Here is a 617-nt window from a genome sequence, read left to right on the forward strand (position 1 = left end):
GATTTCGATGCGATCGGTCGGGCCAGCAAGGCTGCCGGCCACCCGGCGCTGTTCATGGTCGACGCGGTGGCGTCGCTCGGCTGCATGCCGTTCGAGATGGATGCCTGGGGAATCGACGTCACGATGTCAGCGTCGCAGAAGGGGCTGATGTCGCCGCCCGGTCTGTCGTTCGTCGCGGTCGGAGACCGCGCCCGCGCCGCGCACCAGCATGCCGGCCTGCGCACGCCATATTGGGACTGGACCGAGCGCGACGGGCCGGAGCACTACCAGAAATACGCCGGCACGGCCCCGGTTCATCTGTTGTTCGCGCTGCGCAAGGCGCTCGACATCCTGTTTGCCGAAGGGCTCGACAACACCTTCCGGCGTCATCATCTGCTCGCCGGCGCGGTGCGCCGGGCCGTGGACGTTTGGTCCGAAGGCAACGTGCTCGGCTTCAACATCGAGCACCCGGACGAACGCGCCGACACGGTCACCACCGTGCGGGCCGCCGAGGGGCACGACATCGCGGCACTGCATCACTACTGCAAGGATAAATGCGGCGTGGTGCTCGGCGTCGGCATCGGCGAATTGCCGAACCAGGCGTTCCGGCTTGCCCCCAAGGGCCCCGTCCACGCCCC

General features: G+C 68.1%; 1 protein-coding gene. It reads left to right on the forward strand.

All coding sequences use genetic code 11. The features are described from left to right. Window positions 1-617: pyridoxal-phosphate-dependent aminotransferase family protein (locus DYI24_RS27490; protein ID WP_164574554.1), on the forward strand; the 617-nt coding region annotated here is incomplete at both ends.

It is taken from the genome of Rhodopseudomonas sp. BR0C11 (assembly GCF_010820945.1).
In the GTDB taxonomy this organism is placed as follows: Bacteria; Pseudomonadota; Alphaproteobacteria; order Rhizobiales; family Xanthobacteraceae; genus Rhodopseudomonas; species Rhodopseudomonas palustris_H.